This window comes from Burkholderia sp. HI2500 (assembly GCF_002223055.1).
Taxonomy (GTDB): Bacteria; Pseudomonadota; Gammaproteobacteria; order Burkholderiales; family Burkholderiaceae; genus Burkholderia.
The window spans coordinates 114,291-132,010 of the sequence record NZ_NKFL01000006.1 but is presented as its reverse complement, the minus strand read 5'-3'; the positions used below and the strand labels follow the sequence as shown (position 1 = coordinate 132,010).

At 68.2% G+C, this 17,720-nt stretch carries 16 protein-coding genes and 1 pseudogene; 8 read left to right on the top strand and 9 right to left on the bottom strand.

What is annotated here, in order from left to right:
• The first annotated feature begins 143 nt into the window (after window positions 1-143).
• Window positions 144-671, top strand: a complete 528-nt coding sequence (locus CFB45_RS18350) for a cytochrome b (protein ID WP_089426767.1) — start codon at window positions 144-146, stop codon at window positions 669-671.
• A 266-nt stretch (window positions 672-937) separates the two neighbouring features.
• Here the strand turns inward: CFB45_RS18350 and CFB45_RS18340 are convergent, their stop codons facing one another.
• Window positions 938-1,213, bottom strand: a complete 276-nt coding sequence (locus tag CFB45_RS18340) for a DUF4148 domain-containing protein (protein WP_089429037.1) — start codon at window positions 1,211-1,213, stop codon at window positions 938-940.
• Between the two features lie 80 nt (window positions 1,214-1,293).
• On the bottom strand, window positions 1,294-1,638 hold the full coding sequence (locus CFB45_RS18335; RefSeq protein WP_089426765.1) for a DUF4148 domain-containing protein: 345 nt from the start codon (window positions 1,636-1,638) through the stop codon (window positions 1,294-1,296).
• 238 nt (window positions 1,639-1,876) lie between these two features.
• Between CFB45_RS18335 and CFB45_RS18330 the strand changes: the two genes are divergently transcribed.
• Window positions 1,877-2,566 carry an aspartyl/asparaginyl beta-hydroxylase domain-containing protein gene (locus tag CFB45_RS18330; protein ID WP_089426764.1) on the top strand — a complete coding sequence of 230 codons (690 nt, stop codon included), beginning with the start codon at window positions 1,877-1,879 and terminating at the stop codon, window positions 2,564-2,566.
• Window positions 2,567-2,591: 25 nt separating this feature from the next.
• On the opposite strand, the gene CFB45_RS18325 is transcribed toward CFB45_RS18330, so the two are convergent.
• On the bottom strand, window positions 2,592-3,548 hold the full coding sequence (locus CFB45_RS18325) for a LysR substrate-binding domain-containing protein (RefSeq protein ID WP_089426763.1): 957 nt from the start codon (window positions 3,546-3,548) through the stop codon (window positions 2,592-2,594).
• An 80-nt stretch (window positions 3,549-3,628) separates the two neighbouring features.
• Here CFB45_RS18325 and CFB45_RS18320 point away from each other — a divergent pair, with 80 nt between their 5' ends.
• From CFB45_RS18320 to CFB45_RS18310, 3 genes are all read left to right on the top strand, one after another.
• A complete protein-coding gene (locus CFB45_RS18320) occupies window positions 3,629-4,027 on the top strand; it encodes a nuclear transport factor 2 family protein (protein WP_089426762.1) in 399 nt (132 codons plus the stop codon).
• A 122-nt stretch (window positions 4,028-4,149) separates the two neighbouring features.
• Window positions 4,150-4,419 carry a MoaD/ThiS family protein gene (locus CFB45_RS18315; protein ID WP_089426761.1) on the top strand — a complete coding sequence of 90 codons (270 nt, stop codon included), beginning with the start codon at window positions 4,150-4,152 and terminating at the stop codon, window positions 4,417-4,419.
• Window positions 4,420-4,485: 66 nt separating this feature from the next.
• Window positions 4,486-5,634, top strand: coding sequence for a WD40/YVTN/BNR-like repeat-containing protein (locus CFB45_RS18310; RefSeq protein ID WP_089426760.1), 1,149 nt, complete (start codon window positions 4,486-4,488; stop codon window positions 5,632-5,634).
• 49 nt (window positions 5,635-5,683) lie between these two features.
• On the opposite strand, the gene CFB45_RS18305 is transcribed toward CFB45_RS18310, so the two are convergent.
• The gene (locus tag CFB45_RS18305; RefSeq protein WP_089426759.1) at window positions 5,684-6,613 is read right to left on the bottom strand and encodes a LysR substrate-binding domain-containing protein; all 930 of its coding nucleotides are present in this window, start codon (window positions 6,611-6,613) and stop codon (window positions 5,684-5,686) included.
• A gap of 147 nt (window positions 6,614-6,760) precedes the next feature.
• Between CFB45_RS18305 and CFB45_RS18300 the strand changes: the two genes are divergently transcribed.
• Window positions 6,761-7,186 (top strand): PACE efflux transporter, encoded by a 426-nt coding sequence (locus CFB45_RS18300; protein WP_089429036.1) that lies wholly within the window; start codon window positions 6,761-6,763, stop codon window positions 7,184-7,186.
• Window positions 7,187-7,195: 9 nt separating this feature from the next.
• On the opposite strand, the gene CFB45_RS18295 is transcribed toward CFB45_RS18300, so the two are convergent.
• The 5 genes and pseudogenes from CFB45_RS18295 to CFB45_RS18275 all read right to left on the bottom strand — a co-directional run.
• On the bottom strand, window positions 7,196-7,822 hold the full coding sequence (locus CFB45_RS18295; RefSeq protein WP_089429035.1) for a trimeric intracellular cation channel family protein: 627 nt from the start codon (window positions 7,820-7,822) through the stop codon (window positions 7,196-7,198).
• A gap of 302 nt (window positions 7,823-8,124) precedes the next feature.
• A complete protein-coding gene (locus tag CFB45_RS18290; RefSeq protein WP_089426758.1) occupies window positions 8,125-9,072 on the bottom strand; it encodes a choline ABC transporter substrate-binding protein in 948 nt (315 codons plus the stop codon).
• A 98-nt stretch (window positions 9,073-9,170) separates the two neighbouring features.
• Window positions 9,171-10,169: a GlxA family transcriptional regulator gene (locus CFB45_RS18285; RefSeq protein ID WP_011354068.1), complete on the bottom strand. Its 999-nt coding sequence runs from the start codon at window positions 10,167-10,169 to the stop codon at window positions 9,171-9,173.
• Window positions 10,170-10,274: 105 nt separating this feature from the next.
• Window positions 10,275-11,171 carry a choline ABC transporter permease subunit gene (gene choW / locus CFB45_RS18280; protein WP_046549695.1) on the bottom strand — a complete coding sequence of 299 codons (897 nt, stop codon included), beginning with the start codon at window positions 11,169-11,171 and terminating at the stop codon, window positions 10,275-10,277.
• Window positions 11,164-12,452 (bottom strand): annotated as a pseudogene (locus CFB45_RS18275) (quaternary amine ABC transporter ATP-binding protein); the annotation flags it as partial. The pseudogene CFB45_RS18275 and the gene choW, both read right to left, overlap by 8 nt.
• Before the next feature lie 485 nt (window positions 12,453-12,937).
• On the opposite strand from CFB45_RS18275, the gene CFB45_RS18265 reads away from it, so the two are divergent.
• Together CFB45_RS18265 and CFB45_RS18260 are read left to right on the top strand one after the other, a co-directional pair.
• Window positions 12,938-16,339: a DUF2339 domain-containing protein gene (locus CFB45_RS18265; RefSeq protein WP_089426757.1), complete on the top strand. Its 3,402-nt coding sequence runs from the start codon at window positions 12,938-12,940 to the stop codon at window positions 16,337-16,339.
• Window positions 16,336-17,679, top strand: coding sequence for a DUF3999 domain-containing protein (locus CFB45_RS18260; RefSeq protein WP_089426756.1), 1,344 nt, complete (start codon window positions 16,336-16,338; stop codon window positions 17,677-17,679). Before CFB45_RS18265 ends, CFB45_RS18260 begins: the two co-directional genes overlap by 4 nt.
• Window positions 17,680-17,720: the final 41 nt, after the last annotated feature.

Below are 17,720 nucleotides of genomic sequence, written 5' to 3'. Positions count from 1 at the left end.
TCGAAAGGTCGCGTAGGTCAGGATGAAGAAAGGCGAAAGTCCAGCTGAGAACGATTGTGGCGACGCCTGCTTAACGTTTCGTTAAGAAAGCGAACGTAGAATCCGCTCGACCGATATCGTCCCCGTCGTCCGCAGGAGTCTCCATGTCCACGCCCGCCCGATATGACACCGTCGCGCGCTTGCTTCACTGGCTGATCGTCGCGCTGGTCATCGCGCAATATGCGATCGGCTGGACGATGCCCGACGTGCATCGCGACACGCAGCCCATCGGCCTGATCGCCGCGCACCTCCTCGTGGGCACCGCGCTGCTCGCGGCGATGGCTTGCCGCGTGCTATGGCGCGTGACGCATCGCCCGCCCGCGAGTGACCTGCCGCCCGCGATGCGCGCACTGTCGGGCGCGACGCATTTCGCGCTCTACGCGCTGCTGATCGCGGTGCCGCTGCTCGGCTGGATCAACGCGTCGTCGCGCGCATGGAGCGTGACGTTGCTCGGGATCGTGCCGTTGCCCGCGCTGTCGGCGGCCGGCTCCGCGTTCGGCCACGCGATGGGCGACGTGCACGGCATCCTCGCGTGGGCACTGTTCGTCGGCATCTGCCTGCACGTGGCGGCCGCGCTCGCGCACCGCTTCGTGCTGCGCGATCAGGTCATGCAGCGCATGATGCCCTGGTGATAGCCATGCTGGCGGCACCGCATGCCATCGTGCGCATGTGCCGGATTGCCACCGATACCGCTACCGTCTTCGTTCCGGTTCGTCGCACGCCCGACCGGCCGCTCATCGCACGCGGCCGATGAGATGATCGCGCCGCCGCGCGAAGCGGCGCGCGATGACCGGCGGCGCGGCCGGCGCCCTTCTGCCGCGTCGAGCGGCACGAAGGGCTGCCGTACGGCCGTGTCGCGAACACGACGGCCTGAAGTCGCACAAGACCATGTCGACACCTAGTTGCTGGTCTGCGCCGGCATACCGGCGGCCGGCGCGTGCGCGGCGGCAGCCGCCATCCGGGCCCGGTCCTGCTCGGCAAGCTTCGCTTCCGCCGCCTGGATGTCCGCCGGATACTCGCCGTCGTCCCCCTTTGCCGGGTCGTACCCGGCCGCTTCCAGGCGGATCAATTCGTCGCGAACCTGGGCACGCGTGAGCGGCGCGGCCGATTGCGCGAAGGCCGACTGACCGACGATCGCGCCGATCATCGTCAGGACTGCGATATATGTCTTCATCATGAACTCCTTCAATGTTCCGTATCGATCAACCGTGTTGAATGCCTTGAATGCCTGACCTGCGAACGCAGGCGGCTGCGTCAGCTTCCGAAATAGACCGCGCAGAAGCTCGCGGGGCCGACGCATGCGGCGGAACCCTGTCGCGGCGACATCGTCGCCGGCCTGCCCGCTTCGGATGACGCGGCCGGATCGCTGCCGACCGCCGTGCTGGCCTGATGCGCCGGCATCTGTTCGACCTGCCGCTGGAACAGCGGGCTCACGTCCGGATACGACGTGTCGGTCACGAAGCGCAGCCCGTTGTTTTCGGCGTCGATCAGTTCCTGCCTGACCTGCGCGCGCGTCAGTGCCTGTGCCGACGCTTGCGTCGCGATACCCGCGAGAGAAATCGCCGCCACCGCGGCGGCCACCAGCCAATGCGTGTTCATGTTCCACTCCTTGAGAAGTCAACGAGACGACGTGCTACACCCGTATGACGACGGAACGCGTGCGTTTATTCCCGCGCGTCGCGCAACCCGGATCACGCGGCTTCTCGAGCGCCGGCGCGCCCGGGACGGACGTTCATGCAACTGTCATTCTTTCGTCAGCCGGCGTAACCTGACGTAACGCAGCGCCCGCCGCGCTTCGGGCAGACTGACGTCACCCCTTACGGATCGCCCTTCGATCATGTCCGTCGCCTACGACTATGCAGCCGGCCTGCTGCGCACGCTGTTCGACCGCCATATCGACGGCGGCGCGGTGCTCGACACGGCCGTGTTTCCCGACACCGAGCGTTTCGTCCGTGCATGGACCGACATCCAGGCAGAGGCATTCGCCGTGGCGCTCGACATGCCGCGCATCCCGCGCTTTCACGAGATCATGCGCGAGCAGTACGACATCTCGGCCAACGATGCACGCGACTGGCGGATGTTCATCATGCAGGCATACGGCCAGCCGTTCCCGCGCAACCTGTCGCGCTGCCCGACCGTCGCGTCGATCGTCGCGGCATCGCCGGACGTGCTGTCCGCATCGCTGTCGTTCCTCGCGCCCGGCAAGCACATTCCCCCGCATCGCGGGCCGTTTCGCGGCATCCTGCGCGGCTATCTGGTGCTGTCGATGCCGAAGCGCGCGGACGGCACGCCGGCCGCCGTGCTGAAAGTCGACGGCCACGAATACCGGCTCGAGGAAGGGCGTTTCCTGCTGTGGGACGACACGTTCATGCACGAGGTGTGGAACGACAGCGACGCGGTGCGGATCGTGCTGCTGCTCGATATCCGCCGGCGCGGGATGCCGCGCCTGCTCACGTGGCTGTCGAATGCGGTGATCGGTGTCGTGCGAATCGGGATCAGGATGCGCGGGCGATCGATTCCGGTTTAGCGCGTGTGAGCGGCGTGGCTTCCCGTCACGCCATGCGCGGCGAATCGTCCTGTGCCAGTTCCGTCAGGATCGACGTCAGCGCGCGAATCTTGGGCTGCATCGCACGCGGCGACGGGTACACGAGGAAATAGCCGAGACCGTTGTCCGCGACGTCGCCAAACGGGGCAACCAGCGACCCGGCGGCAAGCCGGTCCCGGGCCATGCGCGGGTCACCGATCGCCACGCCGTGCCCCTGCTCGGCGGCGGTGAGCGTCAGCTCGAGCGTGTCCAGTACGAGCCCGGCTTCCGGGTCGACCTGCGTCGCGCCGACGGCCGCGAGCCAGCAGCGCCACTCGTCGTGCCCGGGGGCGGGATGAAGCAACGTGGCCTGCGCAAGATCGGCGATCGATCTCAAGGAAGCGGCCAGCGTGCCGGTACACATCGGCGTCAGCCGCTCTGCAAAGAGCGGAACCGACACCATGCCGGCCCAGTGCCCGGCGCCTCGTACGACGATCGCGTCGACGTCGGTTCCGGCGAAATCCGGCGTGTCGTCCGCCGACGTCTGGATCCGCAGCTCGGTCTGCGGGAGTGCGCGATTGATCGCCGGGAGACGGGGCAGCAGCCAGCGGATCGCGAAGGTCGACGGCAACCGCAGCGTGAGAACCGGCGCGACGTCGCCATGCGCCTCCGCGTGGCGTGCCAGTTGCGTCAGGACGTCGACGGCCACCGTCAGCAACGCGCCGCCTTCCGCAGTCAGTGTCAGCCCCGACGCATGACGCACGAACAGCGCACACCCGTAATGCACTTCCAGTTGCTGCACCTGACGGCTCACCGCACCCTGGGTCCGGCACAGATGATCGGCGGCCCGGCTGAAGCTGCCGAGTTCGGCCGCGGCAACGAAGGCCTGGAACGCCGTCAATGGCGGCAGGGTTCGCGTGAGTTCGGCCAGCGGGTATGCACGGGCCGCATGCCCGGGTTGCGGATTTTTCGATTGTTCGGACATCTGTGCATCGCTATCGTGGTTGCGCCGGGTCCGCCTCACCTGTCGCGGCCCGGCTCGTCAACAACCAGCGGAGAAAGAGAATGGACCCATCGTCGAAGGCACTATACACGCGGCAGGTCGACACCTACCTGAAGGCGCTCGAGCGCGGCGACGTCGCCGCGATCTGCGCATTGTTCACGCCGGATGCGCGGATTTTTTCGCCGTTTCTCGGCTGGATGCAGCCGACACCGTTTTTCGAAAAAGTCGTTTCGGCATCCGGACAAAGCCGCATCACGGCGATCGACATCTGCGTCAGCGCGACCGGCGCACGACGGGCAACCGGTTACTTCGCGTATGACTGGGGGCTGAAGGACGGCTCGGCGGTGCAGTTCGAATGTGTCGATGTGTTCGAATTCGACGAAAGCGGACGCGTCGAGCGCATGATCATCGTCTATGACACGCATCCGGTCAGGGCGGCGGTGGGTGACAAGTACGCGTGACCGAAGCGCCCGACGGGGCGACCCCGCAAGACCAAACCGATGCGGGATCCAGCCCCGTCGTGCCCGCTGGATCGCCTAAACTACAGACCGTCCCCTCCGCGAGGCTCCTGCCAGCCACCGCCATGGCGCACCTCTTCTTCGCCGCCTCGATCCAGCGGCATATCGAAACGCCCGAGCGCGAAATCGACGCCCACTCGGTCGGCGAAGCATTCGACACCGTTTTCGGCGAGCAGCCGCGGCTGCGCGGCTACATCCTCGACGACCAGGGTGCGCTGCGCAAACACCTGTCGGTATTCATCGACGGCCAGCCGATCCGCGACCGGCAACACCTGTCCGATGTGCTCGGCAACGCCAGCCGGGTCTATGTCGTGCAGGCGTTGACGGGCGGATAAGGGGACATATGCACAAGCACCGGCCGCGCACCCCAACGTCAAGCCGGGCATCCGGAGACATCGCAAATGAACGATCGACTGCTCGTCGCCACCCGCAAGGGCCTGTTCGTCCTGCAGGCCGACGGCCACGGCGGCTGGACGCTCGGTGAGCCGCACTTCGCCGGCGAGCCGGTCAGCATGGCGCTCGCCGACCCGCGCGACGGCACGCTGTACGCCGCGCTGAACCTCGGCCATTTCGGCGTCAAGCTGCACCGCCAGCGCGCAGGCGCCGCCGACTGGGAGGAATGCGCGGTTCCCGTCTATCCGCCACAGCCCGCCGACGCCCCACCCGCCAGCGCCAGCGTGAATGCCGGCACCGGCGACGACGACGACGCGCCACCCGGCCCGCCGCAACCGCCATGGACGCTCCAGCAGATCTGGTCGCTCGAAGCCGGCGGCGCCGACGAGCCGGGCGTCCTGTGGGCCGGCACGATTCCCGGCGGCCTGTTCCGCTCCGACGACGGCGGCAGTTCCTGGGTGCTCAACCGGGCACTGTGGGATCGCCCGGAGCGCGCCGAATGGGGCGGCGGCGGATACGATGCGCCGGGCATCCATTCGGTGATGGTCGATCCGCGCGACAGCCGGCACGTGATGGTCGGCATCTCGTGCGGCGGCGTCTGGCAGACAGTCGACGGCGGCGCGACGTGGCGCGTGACCGCGGACGGCATGGAAGCCGACTACATGCCGCCCGAGCGGCGCGGCGAGCCCAACGCGCAGGACCCGCACCGCGTCGTGCAGTGCGCGGCCAACCCGGACGTGCTGTGGACGCAGCATCACTGCGCGATCTTCCGCTCGACCGATGGCGCCGAGCACTGGCGGCGCATCGAGGCGCAGCCTTCGAGCTTCGGCTTCGCGGTAGCCGTGCACCCGCATGAACCGGACACCGCGTGGTTCGTGCCGGCCGTGAAGGACGCGTGCCGGATTCCGGTGAACGGCCGGTTCGTCGTCACGCGCACGCGCGACGGCGGGCGCAGTTTCGAGCAATTCTCGAACGGGCTGCCGAGTGCGCCGGCGTACGACCTCGTGTATCGGCACGGGCTCGCGATCGATGACACGGGCACGCACCTCGCAATGGGATCGACCACCGGCGGGTTATGGACGTCCGGCGACGGCGGCGAAAACTGGCAACTGGTGTCTGCGCATTTGCCACCGGTTTATTGCGTCAGGTTCGGGTGATGGTAGGTGTGCGGGCGGGTCGGTTCGCATCGGGCCTGCACGGCCCGCTTTACCGCTCAACGCCCGCCCCCATCCGCCCCACCGCCTCCCGCGTCTGCGCAATTTCCGCCTCGAGCCAGTCGAGAAACGACCTGACCTGCGGCTCGCGCTCCCGCCCGGGCCGGCACAGCGCGACAAAACGCGCGCCCTCGATCCGCACCGCCGGCTCGATTGGCGTCAGCGCCCCATGCGCGACATGCTCGGCAGCCAGAACTGAACTGAGCAACGCGATGCCCTGCCCGTGCAGCACCGCCTGCAACGCGTAATGCTCGTCGTCGTAGTGACGGAACACCGCGCGCTCGAGCCACGCATCGCGGCCGGCCGCGCGACACCACGACGCCCAGTCGACCGACACCGGCAGCGGCGTATCCCACACGGTCTCGATCAGGTCGAGCGGCTCGTCCGTGCGATGCGCGTCGAACCCGACGGCCGCATACGCGCCGAAATACTCGTCGATCAGCGCAATCTCGTGCAGCGCCGGAAACGTGCGCGACGTCGCGCGAATCGCGAGATCGATCCGCGCATCGCGTTCGAGATCCGCGAGCGTGTTGCCGGTTTCAACCTTGATATGCAGTTGCGGATCGATGCGACGAAACCGGCCAAGGCGCGGAATCAGCCACATCGCGGCAAACGCGGGCGTGGTGGTCAGCACGAGCGTGCGCTCGCCGGCCGCCTCGGGCCGCACCGCGTCGAGCCCGCGGCTCAACGCAAGCAGTGCATCGTGACTCGCGTGAAACAGGCGTTCGCCTTCGTCCGTGAGCCGCACGCCGCTCGCACCGCGCTCGAACAGCAGCACGCCGAGCCGGCTTTCGAGCGACTTGATCTGGTGCGACACGGCGGCCGGCGTCACGGACAGTTCGTCCGCGGCGGCCTTGAATGCGCCGAGCCGTGCCGACGACTCGAATACACGCAATGCAGTCAGGGGGATTTTCGAGAACACGGGGCCTCGCGGGCCGGATCGGGCCGGGTTGAATTCAATTGAATCCGGGTGAGATTAGGTGAATTGAAGCGGGCGTGCAACGCGGATAGCCTTGCGGGACGTCGCGGTACGGTGCCGCGGCGAGTGACGTCCCACCGGAGCAACAACGTGCAAGGCCTACCGCGCAGGATCACACAGGCGGTGCTCTACGAAGCAATCGCGATTTCCTGCATCTCGCCCGTGATCGCGGCGATCTTCAAGCAGGATCTCGTCTATTCGGGCGCGCTGTCGGCAACGATGTCGGCGATCGCGATGCTGTGGAACATGATCTTCAACGCGCTGTTCGAGCGCTGGGAAGCGTCGCGTCGCCAGCCGACACGCACGCTCGGGCGGCGGATCCTGCATGCCACCGGATTCGAAGGCGGGCTGATCTTCATCCTGGTGCCGGTCGTGGCGGGGTGGCTCGACATCTCGTGGCTCGACGCGTTCGTCGTCGACATCGGGCTGTTCGCGTTCTTCTTCTGCTACGCGTTCGTGTTCCAGTGGGCGTTCGATCGGGTGTTCGACGTGCCGGCGGCGACGAAGGGGCAATGAGTCGAACGCTCACGCCCCGGCGGCAATTTTCGGCAATTGCCAGCCGAAGCGCACCGCCGCCATCCGCAGCGCAAAGCATGCGGCGCCGCCCAGCACGGCCGCGACGATCGGCGAACAGCCGAGCCGCCGGCACGACACGACGACCACCGCGCCGAGCAGCGCCGCGCTCGCATAAATGTCCGTGACCAGGACGACCGGAATCCGTGCAAGCAGCACATCGCGCACGACACCGCCGCCGCAACCGGTCACGGCGCCCATCAGCGTCGCAATGAACGGGTGAACCCGGAATTCGAGCGCCTTCACCGCGCCCGCGACCGCGAACAACGCAAGGCCGGCCGCATCGAGCGTCGTGAGCAGCGACGGAGAAAACGCGGCGACCCGCTCATGAAACACGAACGCGAACAGGCCTGACGCGAACGCAAGCGCCGGATAGCGCCAGTCGCTCACGGCGCTGGGCGGCCGTGCGCCGATCAGCAGATCGCGGATCACGCCGCCGCCGAGCGCGACGACGAGCGACAGCACCATCACACCGAACAGGTCGAGCCCGGCGCCGATCGCCGCATTGGCACCCTCGACCGCGAACACCGCCGTGCCCGCGAGATCGGCAGCCAGCACCACTTGCTCGATGCGCTTCATGCGCGTGAATGGCCGCAGTGCGGCATCGTCCGGCTGCAGCCTGCGTCGCGACAAGCCGACGCGCCGTTCGGCCTCGACCGCGTGCCGGCTACCTGCCGCCATCCGGGCACCTCAAGCGCACTGCGTATCATTGCCGTCTCCTCGATCGGGATCGGGCAGTCTAGCGCATCGCCCGTCCACTGACGGGCCGAACCTGAAGCCGGAAGCAAAAAGCCGGTGGAAGCAGGATGCGCACCCTGCTTCCACCGGCTCGGAAACATGTCAGGCTTCCAGCCGAAGCCGCGAAGCCCGACGCGTCACGCTCAATGCACGCCGAGATAGGCCTTCACCGCCGGCAGGCCCGGCTTGCCGTCGAGCGTCGTCACGCCGGCGAGCCACTTGTCGAGCGCCTGCGGGTTCGCCTTCAGCCACTCGGCCGCCGCCTTGTTCGGGTCTTCCTTGTTCATGATCGGCATCATCACGTGGTTCTCGATCGACGTCGTGAACTGCAGGTTCGACACGAACTTCGCGACGTTCGGGCAGCGCTGCGAGTAGTCGGGCGGCGTCGCCGTCAGCACCTTCGCTTCGCCGTAGTTCGGGCCGAACACGTCGTCGCCGCCGCTCAGGTAGTCGATCTTCATCTGCACGTTCATCGGATGCGGTTCCCAGCCGAGGAACACGATCCACTGCTTGTCGCGGATCGCGCGATTCACCTCGACCAGCATCCCGGCCTCGCTCGACTCGACCATCTTGAACTTGCCGAGGCCGAACTTGTTGCCGTCGATCATCTTCTTGATCAGCAGGTTGCCGTCGTTGCCCGGTTCGATCCCGTAGATCTTGCCGTTCAGCTTGTCCGCGTACTTCTGAATATCCGCGAACGACTTCAGGCCGCCCTGGTACACGTAGTCGGGCACCGCGAGCGTGTATTTCGCGCCGGTCAGGTTCGGCGTCGACAGCACCTTGATCTGGCCGGCCTTCGTGAACGGCTGGATGATCGGGTCCATCGTCGGCGACCAGTAGCCGAGGAACACGTCGATCTGCTTGCTCTTGATGCCGGCGAACGTGATCGGCACCGACGCGATCGTCTTCGTCGGGCTGTAGCCGAGCCCTTGCAGCATCGTCGATGCGAGGCCCGTGGTCGCCGCGATGTCGGACCAGCCGACGTCCGCGAAGCGCACGTTCTTGCACACGGGCGGATCGGCCGCATACACGGCCGACATCGGCGCGGTTATCCCGATCCCGCACACCGCTGCGATCAATAGGCGCTTCATCTTGCTTCTCCTCAAAGTGATGTCGTTTGCTTGAATGCGGGATCGTTTATTGAAGCCGCGCGCCGCGATCCCGGCGGCGTCGCGGACCATTGGATTAGTCAGCGCCCCGGCAACCGGCGCTCGTAGCTCGGCGCGTGGCCGAACTGCGCACGGTAGGCCTTGCTGAAATGGCAGGGCGAATGAAAACCGCAGACCGTCGTCACGCGTGCGATCGACGCGTCGGTCGTGCGCAGCAGGTCGCGTGCGCGCTTCAGGCGCAGCGTCAGGTAATAGTGGGTCGGCGACACGTTCAGGTACACCTTGAACATGCGCTGCAGGTGCCGCTGCGACAGCCGCACGAGCCGCGCGAGCTCCTCGAGCGACAGCGGCTCCTCGATGTTCGCCTCCATCAGCCGCACGACCTCGATCAGCTCCGCGCGCGAGAAGCCGACGCGCGCATCGACCGGAATCGGCTGCGTGTCCGTCGAGCTGCGGATGCGCTCCAGGATGAACTGCTCGGACACCTGCGCGGCCAGTTGCTGGCCGAAGCGCATCCCGACGAGGTTCAGCATCAGGTCGAGCGGCGCGGTGCCGCCGGTGCAGGTCAGCCGGTCGCGGTCGACGACGAACAGTTCATCGGCGAAACCCACTTGCGGAAACTCGGCATGCAACGCGGACAGGTTCTCCCAGTGCACCGTGCAGCGATAGCCGTCGAGCAGCCCGCTCGACATCAGCGCATACGCGCCCGTGCAGATGCCGCCGAGCGGCAGACCGCGTTCGGCGAGCGCCGCGAGCGTATCGCGCGCGCCTTCGTCGACCACGTCGCGGATGCGGATGCCGCCGCACACGATCATCACGTCGGGCAGGTTCGTGTAGTCGAGCGCCTGCGTGGGCCGTACCGCGATGCCGTTGCTGGCGTGAACCGGACTGCCGTCGAGCGAATAGATCGACCACTGATAGTGATCGGCACGCCCGACGTAGTTCGCCATCCGAAGCACTTCGACGGCGCTCGAGAACGCGATCATCGAAAAGTTCGGCAGCGTCAGGAAGCCGAAATGGGCGAGCGATGAAACCGGTGAAACGCAGGCTGCGGGCGCGACAGCGACGGCGGACGTCACATCGGTCTCCTGGCGAGGAGGTTGCAGGGGGCCAGCCCCGCGGCGGAAACCGCGGAAGCCGTTATTCATTCAGGGTGAGCGGCCGGGGATGCCGGCCGCCGGAGGTCAGGCCTGCGCGGGCGCGGCCTTCACGCGAAACAGCTGCTTGAGGCCCGAGAACAGCGGCGCCTTCACGGTGCCCGGCGCACGGCCGAAGCTTTCGGTGATGCGATCGAGAATGATCGCGAGCAGCACGACCGACAGACCGCTTTCGAAACCGAGGCCGATGTCGAGGCGCTGGATACTGGCGAGCACGTCGTTGCCCAGGCCGCCCGCACCCACCATCGACGCGATGATCACCATCGACAGCGCCATCATGATCGTCTGGTTCACGCCCTGCATGATCGACGGCAGCGCATTCGGGAACTGCACCTTGTACAGCAGCTGCCACGGCGTGCAGCCGAAGGCCTGGCCGGCTTCGACGATCTCGCGGTTCACGTGGCGGATCCCGAGGCTCGTCAGGCGCACCGCGGGCGGCATCGCGAAGATCACCGTCGACAGGATCCCCGGCACGCGGCCGAGACCGAACAGCATCGCGGCCGGAATCAGGTAGACGAACGCGGGCATCGTCTGCATCAGGTCGAGGATCGGGCGCACGATCGCGGCGACCCACTTGCTCTTCGCGGCCCAGATGCCGAGCGGGATGCCGAGCACGAGGCTGATGATCGTCGACGACAGCGTGAGGCCGAGCGTGATGACCGTCTGGTCCCAGAAGCCCGTCGCGAAGATCAGCAGCAGCGACAGCGTCGTGAACAGCGCGAAGCGCCAGCCCACCCGCCACAGCCCGACGCCGATGAAGATCGCCATCATCAGCCACATCGGGATCGCCTGCAGGCCGTGCTCGACGAATGCCGCGAGCCCTTCGATCGCCTGGCCGATCGTGTCGAACGTCTTGGCGTCGTGGTCGAGCAGGTAGTGAACGGACTGGTCGACCCAGGTACCGAGCGGAATCATTTCAGACATGGGAACCTCGCGAACGCGTGATGGCCTTCAGGATGAGCGCACGATCGACCGAGCCGCAGTAGCAGCCGTCGTCGTCGACGACCGGCAGTGCATTCGGGCTCGCGACCACACGCGCGACGACATGTTCGAGCGACGCGTCGCGCCGGATGGATTCGATCGGGCTCACGGACGGCGTCGCCTGGCCGATCGCGTCGCGCGTGACGAAGCCGCGGATCTTGCGTTGCGCATCGAGCACGAACGCATAGTCGGCACTGCCGTTCAGCGTCGCCGCGACGTTCGCGGCATCGCACTTCGACACGATCGGCACGGCGCCCGTCTGCATCAGGTCGCCGGCCGTCAGGTAGCGGCTGGTGTCGATGCCGTCGAAGAACGCGCGCACGTAATCGTCGGCCGGGTTCGCGATGATGTCCTGCGGCGTGCCGACCTGCACGAGCCGGCCACCTTCCATGATCGCGATGCGGTTGCCGATGCGCAGCGCTTCTTCCAGATCGTGCGACACGAACATGATCGTGCGGCGTTGTTCCTTCTGCAGCTGCAGCAGCACATCCTGCATTTCCCGGCGCTTGAGCGGATCGAGCGCGGAGAACGCCTCGTCCATGATCATCAGCGACGGGTTCACGGCCAGCGCGCGAGCAAGGCCGACGCGCTGCTGCATGCCGCCCGACAGCTCGGACGGCAGCTTGTGCGAGAACGGGGCGAGGCCGACCTGCTCGAGCACTTCCATCGCGCGGCGCTCGCGCTCCTTCTTGCCCATGCCCCCGACTTCGAGTCCGAACGCGGCATTCGACACCACGGTGCGGTGCGGCATCAGCGCGAACGACTGGAACACCATGCTCATGTCCTTGCGACGCAGCGCGGTCAGCGCCGAGCGACGCGCCGACGCGACGTCGAGCCCGTCGATCATCACCTTGCCGGCGCTGGGATCGACCAGCCGGTTCACGAGGCGGATCAGCGTGGACTTGCCGGAGCCGGACAGGCCCATCAGCACGAAAATTTCGCCTTCCTGCACATCGAAGGAGACGTTGTGCACGCCGACGACCTGGCCGGTGCGCTTGAGCACATCGTCCTTCGTCGCGCCGGCGGCGAGCATGTCGAGCGCCTGCTGCGGGTTGCTTCCAAACACCTTGCACAGACCTTCGACCACGACCTTGGGGGCATCCATCGAAACCTTCTCCTCGTGTAGCGGGGACTCGCGCTTGTCTTAGCGTGCCTACATAGTTGCCAGAAAAAACCCCGACCTGCCGACGAATTACGACAAACGCTTGCGCAAATACGACACGGCTGCCAGCCCCGCCGGGCGGGCCGCGGCACGCGGCGGCCCCCGATTGCGGCGGCGCAATACGCGCACGGCCAGCAACGGCGGGCGTCGCGCGTCGGACTTGTGCGCAGCAACGCGGCGCGGATCGCGTCGCGCGTTGCGCCAATTCGCATCGGGCACGCGTCGCTTTACGACAATTTCACGTCCGATCACGCGTCGATCTGCTCAGACGAAAGCGCATCGTCTCCACCGATAAAAAGCATGACCGTGCAAAAAGCCGCGCGGCGACACCGGACGGTGCACGCCGCGATACCGCGCCAACCCGGAAAATCCCCGACAGCCGCTGTGATACATTCCCCGCCAACAGGCTGACCGCGACACAGGCCATCACGCGGCCGCCGTGGTCAGCAGCGCATGCCGGTTCGCCTGCCGGCCATGCCGATACCGCCTCGACCGGCAAACATCCGATCGCAGGCCGATAACGATACGAGAGAGGGAGCAAGGCGAGATGAACTGGGCTTTTACCGCAATCGGCTTCATCGTGGGCGGGATTGCCGCATTGATCGGGGATTTCTCCGCCATTACCGGCGCAGTGCTCGGCGCCGCGATCGGGTTCTGCCTCGACAACACGCTGCAACAGCGCAAGCGCAAGAACAAAGGCACGGCCCCCGATGCGTTCGCGATGCAGGCACCGCCCGCCCAGCCGCTGGTTCCCCTGGCCGAGCGCGTCGCGCGCCTCGAGGCGACCGTCGAGACGCTGACGCGCGAAGTCGCATCGCTGCGCGGCCAGCTGGCCGGTGCGAAAGCCGGCTCGGCCGCGAGCGGCGCGACGGTGCACACGCCCTCCGGCACCGCCTCCGCCACCCCATCCGCACCCGTCCCGCCTTCGGCCGCCCTGCCGCCGCGCCCGCCTGCCCAGCCGGCCGCCGCACGCGCGGATGCACCGGCGTCCGCATCGGCCCCCGCTCCCACCCTCGTTCGCGCCGCCACGCCGGCACCGACACCGGCCGCCGCGATCCGCGCGAGCGAAACGCGTGCCGCCCCGGCGCCCGCACCGTCGGCGCCTCCCGCGCCGCCCAAACCGCGCGAGCCCGACCTCGTCGAGCGCGCATTCCGCGCCGCACGCGACTGGCTGCTCGGCGGCAACACGGTCGTGCGCGTCGGGATCATCGTGCTGTTCTTCGGCGTCGCGTTCCTGCTCAAGTACGCGGCCGACAACCACATGCTGCCGATCGAATTCCGCCTCGCCGGCACCGCGCTCGCCGCGGCCGCGCTGCTCGCGATCGGCTGGCGCGTACGCGCGCGCCGTTCGGCGTACGGGCTCGTGCTGCAGGGCGGCGGCGTCGGCATCCTGTACCTGACGATCTTCGCCGCGACCAAGCTTTACGCGCTGCTGCCCGTCGGCGCAGCGTTCCCGCTGATGGTGGCCGTGTGCGCGCTGAGCGCGTTCCTCGCGGTGCGGCAGAACGCGCTGCCGCTCGCGTTCATGGGCACCGCGGGCGGCTTTCTCGCGCCGGTGCTGCTGTCGACCGGCCAGGGCAACCATGTCGCGCTGTTCAGCTACTACGCGCTGCTGAACGCGGGCATCTTCGCGATCGCGTGGTTCAAGGCCTGGCGTCCGCTGAACCTGCTCGGCTTCGTCTTCACGTTCACGATCGGCTCCGCGTGGGGCGTGACGGCCTACCGCCCCGCGCTGTTCGCGAGCACCGAGCCGTTCCTCATCCTGTTCTTCCTGATGTACGTCGGCATCGCGCTGCTGTATGCGGTGAAGCGCGAACTCGCGCTGCGGCACTACGTGGACGGCACGCTCGTGTTCGGCACGCCGATCGTCGCGACCGCGCTGCAGGCGTCGCTCGTGAAGGACATGCCGTTCGGGCTCGCGTGGAGCGCCGTCGCGCTGTCGGCGTTCTACGTCGTGGTCACCGCGTGGCTCGCGCGGCGCCGCGACCGCCTCGCGCTGCTGTTCGAATCCACGCTCGCGCTCGCGGTGATCTTCGCGACGCTGGCCGTGCCGCTCGCGTTCTCCGGTCCGACGACCAGCGCCGCGTGGGCGATCGAAGGCGCGGCCGTCGTCTGGCTCGGCGTGCGCGAGAAGCGCATGCTGCGGTTCGGCTTCGGGCTGCTGATGCAGGTTGCCGCGGCCGGCGCGTTCTTCACGAGCCTGCTCGGGCCGGCCGACGCCACCGCGTTGCCGGTGCTCAACAGCCCGTATATCGCGATGCTGCTGATCGCGCTCGCCGGCCTGTTCACCGGCTGGTGGCTGCACGGGCGCGGCGAAGCCCGCGCGTGGCATGCGTGGATGCCCGAGATCGGCGCCGCGGCCGCCGCATGGGGGCTGCTGTGGTGGGTGAGCGGCGGCCTGCACGAGATCCTCGTCTACGCGAGCCGTCACGTCGACCTGCATGCCGACCGCTTCGTCGTCGATTCGACCGCGCTGTTCGCGGCCGGCACCGCGTGGCTCGCGCACGTCGCCCGCCGCCGGCTGGCGTGGCCGCTCGCCGAATGGCCCGCGCTCGCGCTGACGCCGGTGCTGGCGCTGCTCGCGCTGCGTGTGTTCGATGCGCACGAAGCGCCGCTGTCGGGGATGGGCGCGTTCGCGTGGCCCGTCGCCGTCGGCGCAGGCCTTGCGCTGCTGTGGCGCCAGTCGCGCGGCACGGCAGGCGCCGATTCCGCGCCAGGCTCGGCGCGCGCCGTCGCGCCATCTCTCTCCGCAGCCATCATCGCGCCGCTGCATACGCTGATGTTCTGGACCGCGTGCGGGCTGCTGTCGCTCGAAGGCTTCTGGCGCCTGCGTGCGTACGTGCCCGAAGGCGCGTGGAGCTGGAGCACGTGGGCCTACGGTTTCGGTGCGCTGCTCCTGCTGGTGTCGGGCCCCGGCTCGCGGCTGCGCTGGCCCGTCGCGGCGTTTCCGCGCGCGTACCAGGTGTGGGGTGCGGCGCCGCTCGCGGCCTTGCTGTGGCTGTGGAGCATTGCCAGCGTGATCAGCGACGGCAACGCGGCGCCGCTCTTCTGGCTGCCGCTGCTCAACCCGCTCGACATCGCGCAGTGCCTGGTGTTCATTGCATTCGCCGTGTGGCTGCGCCGGCTGAAGACGCTCGGCATCGCGTGGCATCCGCGCGTCGTCGACTACGTGGCCATCGCCACCGTGTTCCTGTGGTTCAACGCACTGATGCTGCGCACGCTGCATCAGCGCTTCCACCTGGCCTACGACATCGACACCGTGCTGTCGTCGTTCGGCATCCAGCAGGTGTTCATGGTCGGCTGGAGCCTGTTTGCGTTCGCCGGGATGTGGCTGACGCGTCGCGACGGCATCGCCCGCGTGTGCGCGCTCGCGTCGCTGCCGCTGATCGTCGTGATGTGGGGGTGGACCTTCTACGCAAACTTCACGCAGGACGGCGGAAACTGGGCGCGCGTGCCGCTCTTCAACCCGCTCGACCTCGTGCTCGCGGTGGTCTACGCACTCGCTGCGTCGTGGTTCGTGCGCGCACGCAAGCTCGGCTGGTCGTTCGGCAAGTATCGCGTCGAGCTGCTGAGCGCGGCCGGCGCGACCGCGTTCCTGTGGCTGAACGCGATCCTGTTGCGCACGTTGCATCACTGGGCCGGCGTGCCGTACGAACTCGGCGCGATGGCGGAATCGACGCTCGTGCAGGCATCGGTATCCGTGTACTGGACGCTCTGCGCGCTCGCGATCACGATCTGGGCCACGCGCCGCGGGCTGCGTCCGCTGTGGTTCGTCGGCGCCGCGCTGCTCGCGCTCACGGTCGTCAAGCTGTTCCTGTTCGACCTGTCGCACGTGACCGGCATCGAGCGCATCGTGTCGTTCATCGGCATCGGCGTGCTGCTGCTGTTGATCGGGTATTTCTCGCCGCTGCCGCCGAAGGCCGCCGCGCAGCAGGACGACACGCCATGAAACGACTCGCCGCCCTGCTCGGACTGAGCCTGCTCGCGTCGTTCGCGGCGGCCGACGGGCGCGTCGCGCAGCGCTTCTCGCTCGACCTCGACGGCACCGCCGCGTATTACCAGCTCACCGTGCCGCAGCCTGTCTACGCGGCGAGCCGGCGCGACGACCTCGGTGACGTGCGCATCTTCAACGGCGCGGGCGAGCCCGTGCCGTATTCGCTCGACGCGCCCGCGGCGGCCGCGCCCGCCGTCCCGCCGAAGCGCACGCCGGTGCACTGGTTTGCGCTGCCGCCCGCCCACGCCGACAACGGCAATGCGCCGCTCGGCGTGACGGTCGGCCCCGACGGCGCGCTGCGCGCGGGCGTCGCCGCACCGGTGCGCGCGAAGCACGGCGCGGATCTCGTCGACCTGTCGCATGCGGACGGCGAGATCGACGCGCTGCTCGTGCACGTGAGCGACGACAGCTACCAGGGGCGTGTCGCCGTCGAAGCCAGCGACGACCTGCGCAGCTGGCGGCCGCTCGGCAGCACGCAACTGCTGAAGGTGGGCCACGGCGACGCGATGCTGGTGCAGGAACGCATCGCGCTCGAAGGCGCGGCGCCGCGCTACCTGCGGCTCGACTGGCTCGACGGCGCACCCGCGATCGCGTCGATCGACGTCGAGACGCACCCACGCGATGCACGCGGGACCGACACCGCCTCCGTGCCGCGCCAATGGCGCGACGCCGTGCGCGTGCGGGCCGGCGCCACGCCAGGCGAGTATCTGTTCGACACCGACGGCGCGTATCCGGTCGACCGCGTGCGCATCGACCTGCCGCAGCCGAACACCGTCGCACGCGCGACGCTGCAGAGCCGCGCCGACCCGCAGGCGCCGTGGCGCGACGTCGCGGGCGCCGTGCTGTTCCGGCTGCAGGGCAAGACCGGCGAACAGCGCAATCCGCCGCTCGAATTCGCGGCGAATACGGATCGCGCGTGGCGGATCGTCGTCGACATGCGCAATGGCGGATTCGGCGGCGGCCAGCCGGCCGTCGCGATCGGCTGGCATCCGGCCGCGCTGACGTTCGTCGCGCGCGGCACGCCGCCGTTTACGCTCGGCGTCGGCGACGCGTCGCTCGTGTCGTCGGCCGTGAGCCGCGACGCATTGCTGGTGGGCATGGCGCCCGAAGTGCGGCCCGCGCGGGTCGGCGCGGTGCTGCCGGTGTCGGCAGTCGCGCCGGCGTCAGCCGCCGATCCGGATGCACCGCGCCGCTATGTGCTGTGGGGCGCGCTGGTCGTCGCGGTCGGCGTGCTCGGCACGATTGCGTGGCGCCTCGCGAAAAGTGGCGGCGATACGCACGGCCGCGACGGGTGACGCCGCGCAGTCTTGCGCACCACCCGTCTTTACGCGCCGTT

Bases quoted from the DNA above. Each gene is read 5' to 3' on its own strand.
- CFB45_RS18350 (WP_089426767.1), top strand. From the start codon at position 144: ATGTCCACGCCCGCCCGATATGACACCGTCGCGCGCTTGCTTCACTGG.
- CFB45_RS18340 (WP_089429037.1), bottom strand. From the start codon at position 1,213: ATGAAGACATATATCGCAGTCCTGACGATGATCGGCGCGATCGTCGGT.
- CFB45_RS18335 (WP_089426765.1), bottom strand. From the start codon at position 1,638: ATGAACACGCATTGGCTGGTGGCCGCCGCGGTGGCGGCGATTTCTCTC.
- CFB45_RS18330 (WP_089426764.1), top strand. From the start codon at position 1,877: ATGTCCGTCGCCTACGACTATGCAGCCGGCCTGCTGCGCACGCTGTTC.
- CFB45_RS18325 (WP_089426763.1), bottom strand. From the start codon at position 3,548: ATGTCCGAACAATCGAAAAATCCGCAACCCGGGCATGCGGCCCGTGCA.
- CFB45_RS18320 (WP_089426762.1), top strand. From the start codon at position 3,629: ATGGACCCATCGTCGAAGGCACTATACACGCGGCAGGTCGACACCTAC.
- CFB45_RS18315 (WP_089426761.1), top strand. From the start codon at position 4,150: ATGGCGCACCTCTTCTTCGCCGCCTCGATCCAGCGGCATATCGAAACG.
- CFB45_RS18310 (WP_089426760.1), top strand. From the start codon at position 4,486: ATGAACGATCGACTGCTCGTCGCCACCCGCAAGGGCCTGTTCGTCCTG.
- CFB45_RS18295 (WP_089429035.1), bottom strand. From the start codon at position 7,822: ATGAAGCGCATCGAGCAAGTGGTGCTGGCTGCCGATCTCGCGGGCACG.
- CFB45_RS18290 (WP_089426758.1), bottom strand. From the start codon at position 9,072: ATGAAGCGCCTATTGATCGCAGCGGTGTGCGGGATCGGGATAACCGCG.
- choW (WP_046549695.1), bottom strand. From the start codon at position 11,171: ATGTCTGAAATGATTCCGCTCGGTACCTGGGTCGACCAGTCCGTTCAC.
- CFB45_RS18265 (WP_089426757.1), top strand. From the start codon at position 12,938: ATGAACTGGGCTTTTACCGCAATCGGCTTCATCGTGGGCGGGATTGCC.
- CFB45_RS18260 (WP_089426756.1), top strand. From the start codon at position 16,336: ATGAAACGACTCGCCGCCCTGCTCGGACTGAGCCTGCTCGCGTCGTTC.